This window comes from Aeromicrobium sp. (assembly GCF_036675695.1).
Classification (GTDB): Bacteria; Actinomycetota; Actinomycetes; order Propionibacteriales; family Nocardioidaceae; genus Aeromicrobium.
Genome location: NZ_JAKFEL010000254.1, coordinates 1 through 6,057, shown reverse-complemented (window position 1 = coordinate 6,057; position 6,057 = coordinate 1). Strand labels below are relative to the sequence as shown.

Below are 6,057 nucleotides of genomic sequence, written 5' to 3'. Positions count from 1 at the left end.
CGAGTCGTACTCTGCGCCCGGAGGCAGGGTGATCACGAAGCCGGCGATGTCGCCGTCGCGGTCTGCAACGAGGGCCTGGTCGGACATCTTGACGAGGAGAGACAGGCTCTCGTTGTCGAGTGGACCGACGCCTTCGAGGGCGTTCTGGTTGAGGTGGACGATGCTGTCAAAGTCGCTGTGCGTCATTTCTCGGATCATCAGGCATTCGACGTTACGTCAACCTGGCGCCCAACCCCAACTTTTGTGGGCCATCCCACGTCGGCCCAATCAGCCCAAATCGGCGTTCTTGACCAGCAGCACAACGGTTTTGCCGTTTTCCTGCAAGAGGCGCCCGACCTCGCGGTATCCGCGGCTGGCATGGAATGTCAGCGATGCATCGTTCGGCGGATCGATATACACCTCGAGCGCAACGGGCAGGTTTTGCTCGAGCTCGTCATAGAGCAGGGTGCCGACTCCGAGGCGGCGATGTGTAGGAGCGATCGCGACCCGGTCGACGTATGAGGTGAAGATCTGGTTCGCCTCGAACCACCGGTAGTTGACCGACTCGTATGTGGTGCCCGGGCCGAGTATCACCACGAATCCGGCGATCTGGCCGTCGTCGTCAGCCACCAGGGTGCGCGACGAGAAGGCAACGAGATCCGTCAGTTGGTCGAGATCGATTGGGGTGACGCCGTCGAGGCTCTGCTGGTTGATCGCGACGATCGCAGTGAAGTCCTCGGCAGTCGCGTCACGGAGGTGCACTAGACCGTGAACTCGACGCCCGCGGCGCGCTCGGACGCTGCCCACAGAGCGTTGGCGAGCTCTGCGTCGCGGGCAGTGCGAGACATCCCGACGAGCTTCGGACGTCCCCGCCAGCCGCCTGGACCGCTCGGCCCGACGTACTCGCCGCCGGTCAACGAAGGGTCAGTCGCGGCCATCAGCAGGGGCCAAGCGCCGGCGGCAGCCGATTGCGCGATGACCTTCGAGACCTGGTGCATGCCCATCGCCTGGAGAGACTTGCCACCAACCGACGGACCAGTCTTGGTGATGTTGGTTGACGCGTAGCCGGGGTGCGCACCGACGCTCACCACGTCGATCCCTGCCGCCTTGACCCGTCGGTCGAGCTCCATGGCGAACAGCAGGTTGGAGACCTTCGACTCGGCGTACGCCTGCGTGCGCTTGTAGCGTCGCGGCGACCCCTCGGGCGTGAACGTACGAAGGTCGACTCCGCTCGCCGCCTTGTGCATGTTGGACGACACCGAGACGATGCGGGCCTTGGACCGGACGAGCAGGGGCCAGAGGTGAGCCGTGAAGGCGAAGTGACCGAGGTGGTTGGTGCCCATCTGCAGCTCGTATCCGTCGACCGTCTTCGAAGGCTTGGGCGGGAACATGATTCCGGCGTTGTTGACCAGGATGTCGAGGTGCTCGTACGCCGCTGACACCTCGTCTGCGGCGCGCTTGACGTCCGCGAGGTTGGCGAGGTCCAGCGAGATCACGTCGATGTTGGATCCGGGAGCTTCGCTCTCGATGTGGTCGAGTGCCTCGTCGGCTTTCTTTGCATCGCGCGCGGTGACGACGAGAGAGGCGCCGTGACGGGCGAGCTCGATGGCGGCGTTGACGCCCAATCCGCCGGTCACGCCGGTGACAAGAGCGCGGCGTCCCGTCAGGTCTGGGATGTCAGCGGTTTTCCAAGGCATGAGCCAAACCTACGTGTCTGTTGCCGGGGAGTGTGTGGCGAGGCGCTGTTGGCGGCGGCACCAGAACGTGTAGCCGGCCAGTCCGATGCCGATTGCCGTGGTCAGGATCGAGATGCCCTTGGCGGTGTTCGCCTTCGACGCGAACCCGGTCACGGCGGCGTACGTGTAGGTCGCGTCGTCGACTCGGCGATCCTTCGGCGTGCACGTGATCAACTGACCCTTGCTGCCCTCATTGAGCATTCCAATGAGGTGCCACTGGTCGCTGCCGTCGTCGACCGTCAGGGCCAGCTTGGCCTCGGGGATCGGAGTGACCTTCTTGCCAGGCCCTGTTGCGCGGCACGTCACGTCGCGATCTGCCTGGACGATGTCGGTGTAGACAGCGATGCTCTTGCCGGTCCCGTCGACGCGTTCGCCAATCGGAGTCACCGACGCCTCGCGTACGGGATCCCACGCACCGGCAGCCACGATGATCGAGATGACGGCGCCGCCGAGGGCGATGAAGAAGGCCGTGAGGTACCACAGCGGGCTCGTCGGTTTCACGGAGTCACCTTCCCACAGCTAGCAAACGAAAGCCCCGACCGTTGCCGGTCGGGGCTTTGCGTCATGTCGTAAGAGATCAGAAGCTGGCGACGTCCAGCTCCATGATCGAGTCGTCGATGTTCTCGGCGATGGCACGCTCTCCGGCCATCAGCGGGAGCACGTTGCGAGCGAAGAAGCTCGCAGCCGCGACCTTGCCCTCGTAGAAGCTCTTGTCGGCGGCGGAAACGTCGCCACCGAGCTTCTCGAGCGCAACCTCTGCGCCGCGCAGCAGTAGCCAGGCGACAACGAGGTCACCGAGCACGTACACGAGGCGGGTCGTGTTGAGTCCGACCTTGTAGATCTTCTTGATGTCGCCGTTCTCGTCAGCCGGGTTGGACGCCATCAGATCGGCGAAGGCGGCACCGACGATCGCCTGCGCGTCCTCGAGGGCCTTGGCGAGCAGGTCGCGCTCGACCTTGAGCCGACCGTTGCCGGCCTCGCTCTCGACGAACTGCTGCACCTCGTTGGACAGGAAGCCGAGCGCCTGGCCCTTGTTCTTCACGATCTTGCGGAAGAACAGGTCCATGCCCTGGATCGCGGTGGTGCCTTCGTAAAGGGTGTCGATCTTGGCGTCGCGTACGTACTGCTCGACCGGGTAGTCCTGCAGGAAGCCCGAACCGCCGAACGTCTGCAGCGACTCGGTGCCCAGGATGACCCAGGAACGCTCCGAGCCGTAGCCCTTGACGATGGGAAGCAGCAGATCGTTGATCGCTTCGTCGAGCGAAGCGTCCTCACCCGTCGACTCCTTGATCAGGATGTTGTCCTGGAACGTCGCGGTGTAGATCATCAGCGAGCGCAGGCCCTCGGCGAACGCCTTTTGCGTGAGCAGCGAGCGACGCACGTCGGGGTGGTTGGTGATGACAACACGCGGCGCGTTCTTGTCCGAGGACTGCGTCAGGTCTGCACCCTGGACGCGCTCCTTGGCGTAGTCGAGTGCGTTGAGGTAACCGGTCGACAGTGTCGCGATGGCCTTCGAGCCGACCATCATGCGGGCGTTCTCGATGACACGGAACATCTGGTTGATGCCGTCGTGGACCTCGCCCAGCAGCCAGCCCTGGGCTGGTGCTCCATCGCCGAAGGTGACTTCGCAGGTCGTCGAGACCTTGATGCCCATCTTCTTCTCGACGTTGGTGACGTAGGCACCGTTGCGCTCGCCGGTCAGCTCGCCGGTCTCGTGGTCGAAGTGGAACTTCGGTACGAGGAACAGGCTCAGACCCTTGGTGCCGGGTCCGCCGACGCCCTCGACGCCCACGGGGCGGGCAAGGACGAGGTGCATGATGTTCTCGGACATGTCGTGCTCAGCCGAGGTGATGAAGCGCTTGACGCCCTCGATGTTCCAGGAGCCGTCTTCGTTCATCGTCGCCTTGGTACGGCCGGCGCCGACGTCGGATCCGGCGTCAGGCTCGGTGAGGACCATGGTGGCGCCCCACTGCTTGTCGACCATGAACTGGGCGATCTTCTTGTCGCGCTCGATGCCGTTCTCGAAAACGATGCGGGCGAACGCGGGACCACAGGCGAACATCCAGATGGCCGGGTTGGCGCCGAGGACGTACTCAGCGGTCGACCAGACGAGGGAAGCGGGGGAACGCTGTCCGCCGAGCTCCTCGGGAAGAGCCAGGCGCCACCACTCAGCGTCCATCCAGGCCTTGTAGGACTTCTTGAAGGAGTCAGGCATGACGACGGTCTTGGCGGCCGGGTCGTAGACCGGAGGGTTGCGATCGGAGTCGTCGAAGGATGCGGCGAGGTCTTCGCGAGAGATGCGCTCGATCTCGCTGATGATGCTCTTGGCCGTGTCGACATCCACCTCGTCGAACGGGGCGGTGCCGAGGATCTCCTGGCGATTGAAGAGCTCAAACAGGTTGAACTCGGTGTCGCGCAGATTGCTCTTGTAGTGGCTCATTGACGCCATTCCTTGTGAGGGCCGCGCTGGGCGCAGGCGGTACAGGCTGGGTTTGTTCAGGCTGGATCTGTTCAGAAAGTGCTACTGGTTAGTAACTTAAGTATCCGCCCGAGGTGGGTCAAAGACAAGTGAAGTCCCTGCGGCAGCCGTGTTGGGAGTGTCACATCGCCTGCGTTGCCAGCCATTCCGGGAAGTCCTCAAGGGATGCCAGTACGACGCTCGCTTCGGCATCGTGGAGCTCGTCGGCCGAGCACGGTCCCGTGACGACGCCGACGCCGACGACATCCGCCAGTCGAGCTGCGTCCATGTCATGCACGTGGTCGCCGACATATGCGAGTGCGCCCTGCTCGCGAAGAACCGTCGCCTTGCCGTCGCGCCAGACATCGCCGAAGACAGCATCGGCAGGCAGTCCCAGCCGGTCTACGTGGAGCCGCGCGTTGGGGCCGTACTTGGCCGTGATGACGATCGAGCGACCCCGCTTGGCGACAGCCTCGAGCGCAGCGTGAGCTCCCGGCAGTACCTCGATGAGCGGGGGCGCGATCGCGGCATAGATCTCGCGGTAGCGGTCAGCCGTGCGTGCCACCTCGCCTTCGGGGAACCAATGGGCGAGCTCGTGCTCCAGCGGCGGTCCCAGCCGCGACACAACTAGCTCGGTGTCAATCGTGGCACCGGTCTCGTCAGCCAGGTGCTGCATCGCTGCTCGGATTCCCGGTCGAGAGTCGATCAAGGTCATGTCGAGGTCGAAGCCGATCGTGGTCACGCGTTCAGTCTGTCAACATGTCCCTCATGCAGCTGGGGATGACATTGCCGATCATGGAACCCGATCTCGGACCGAACACTCTCGCGGAATGGTCCCGGGCCGTCGACGAAGGCCCGTTCTCATCGCTGTGCTTCGGCGAGCGGATGGCGTTCGACAATCCCGAGACGCTGACCCTTCTGGGTGCCGTGGCCGCGTGGACCGAGCGGGTCCGACTGGTGACGACGGTGATCGTCCCGCAGCTGCATGAGCCGGTGATGCTGGCCAAGGCTCTCGCAACCGGCGACGTTCTCAGCAAGGGACGGCTCACCGCCGGATTTGGTGTCGGAGGGCGTGACGAGGACTATCGCGCGGTCGGCGCTCCGATGTCGAGCAAGACGATGGCGGGCATGGCCGAACGCGTCGCCGTCATGAAGCGAGTCTGGGCGGGGGAGAAGGTCACCGAGGCACAGCGACCGGTCGGGCCACCACCCGTACAGCCGGGAGGCCCAGAGATCCTGGTCGGCACGACTGGTCCGAAGACGATTCAGAGTACGTCGGTATGGGCGGACGGGCTCGCCGGGTTCGAGCTCGATCTGGACCTTGCCCGTACCGAGACGCTGTTCGACGTCGCGCGTACGGCGTGGAGCGGCGCAGGTCGGCCAGCTCCGCGGCTCACCACGTCGTTCTGGTTCGCGCTCGACAACGGTGATGGCAGCGCCCGCGAGCAGATGCACCGTCACCTCCGGCACTACATGAACTGGTTGCCAGTCGACCTCGTCGAGGCTCTGGCGCCGGCGGCGGGCTTCGCCGGAACTGAAGCCGAGTTGCTCGACGTACTGAAGCGGTTCGAGGACATCGGCACGGATGAAGTGCAGCTGGTCCCAACCGGCTCCGACATCTCCGCAGTGCACCGGATCGCAGCCGCCATCTCCTGACGTACGCGGTGCTGGTCAATAGAAGAAGGCCGGCCACCCTCCTGGGGTGACCGGCCTTCGCTAGCTGTTTTGGTTCAGCGGAGCTGCGTCGGGATGCGACCGAAACCGTCGTGGTTGACGGTGCGTGCGGTGGCGCCAACTCCGATCACGGCGATGACGATTGCGCTGATAGCGGTGATGATCATTGCTGGCCTCCTTCAAAGGCTTGGTGGACTTCGTACTCTCAGT

6 protein-coding genes and 1 pseudogene are annotated in these 6,057 nt (G+C 64.2%); 1 reads left to right on the top strand and 6 read right to left on the bottom strand.

Annotation, left to right across the window (positions count from 1 at the left end; translation table 11 throughout):
• The 6 genes and pseudogenes from V6M39_RS17085 to V6M39_RS17060 form a co-directional block, all read right to left on the bottom strand.
• A pseudogene (locus V6M39_RS17085) lies at window positions 1-186 on the bottom strand (GNAT family N-acetyltransferase); the annotation flags it as partial.
• Window positions 187-267: 81 nt separating this feature from the next.
• On the bottom strand, window positions 268-741 hold the full coding sequence (locus tag V6M39_RS17080) for a GNAT family N-acetyltransferase (protein ID WP_332645020.1): 474 nt from the start codon (window positions 739-741) through the stop codon (window positions 268-270).
• On the bottom strand, window positions 741-1,676 hold the full coding sequence (locus tag V6M39_RS17075; protein ID WP_332645019.1) for an oxidoreductase: 936 nt from the start codon (window positions 1,674-1,676) through the stop codon (window positions 741-743). The genes V6M39_RS17080 and V6M39_RS17075 overlap by 1 nt, the downstream gene beginning before the upstream one ends.
• 9 nt (window positions 1,677-1,685) lie before the next feature.
• Window positions 1,686-2,216 carry a hypothetical protein gene (locus tag V6M39_RS17070; protein WP_332645018.1) on the bottom strand — a complete coding sequence of 177 codons (531 nt, stop codon included), beginning with the start codon at window positions 2,214-2,216 and terminating at the stop codon, window positions 1,686-1,688.
• Between the two features lie 76 nt (window positions 2,217-2,292).
• Window positions 2,293-4,155 carry an acyl-CoA dehydrogenase gene (locus V6M39_RS17065; protein ID WP_332645017.1) on the bottom strand — a complete coding sequence of 621 codons (1,863 nt, stop codon included), beginning with the start codon at window positions 4,153-4,155 and terminating at the stop codon, window positions 2,293-2,295.
• Between the two features lie 160 nt (window positions 4,156-4,315).
• Window positions 4,316-4,915 (bottom strand): HAD family hydrolase, encoded by a 600-nt coding sequence (locus V6M39_RS17060; RefSeq protein ID WP_332645016.1) that lies wholly within the window; start codon window positions 4,913-4,915, stop codon window positions 4,316-4,318.
• A 17-nt stretch (window positions 4,916-4,932) separates the two neighbouring features.
• Here V6M39_RS17060 and V6M39_RS17055 point away from each other — a divergent pair, with 17 nt between their 5' ends.
• Complete coding sequence (locus V6M39_RS17055; RefSeq protein ID WP_332645015.1) at window positions 4,933-5,829, top strand: LLM class flavin-dependent oxidoreductase; 897 nt, start codon at window positions 4,933-4,935, stop codon at window positions 5,827-5,829.
• The last annotated feature ends 228 nt before the right edge of the window (window positions 5,830-6,057 follow it).

Bases quoted from the DNA above. Each gene is read 5' to 3' on its own strand.
- V6M39_RS17075 (WP_332645019.1), bottom strand. From the start codon at position 1,676: ATGCCTTGGAAAACCGCTGACATCCCAGACCTGACGGGACGCCGCGCT.
- V6M39_RS17065 (WP_332645017.1), bottom strand. From the start codon at position 4,155: ATGAGCCACTACAAGAGCAATCTGCGCGACACCGAGTTCAACCTGTTT.
- V6M39_RS17055 (WP_332645015.1), top strand. From the start codon at position 4,933: ATGTCCCTCATGCAGCTGGGGATGACATTGCCGATCATGGAACCCGAT.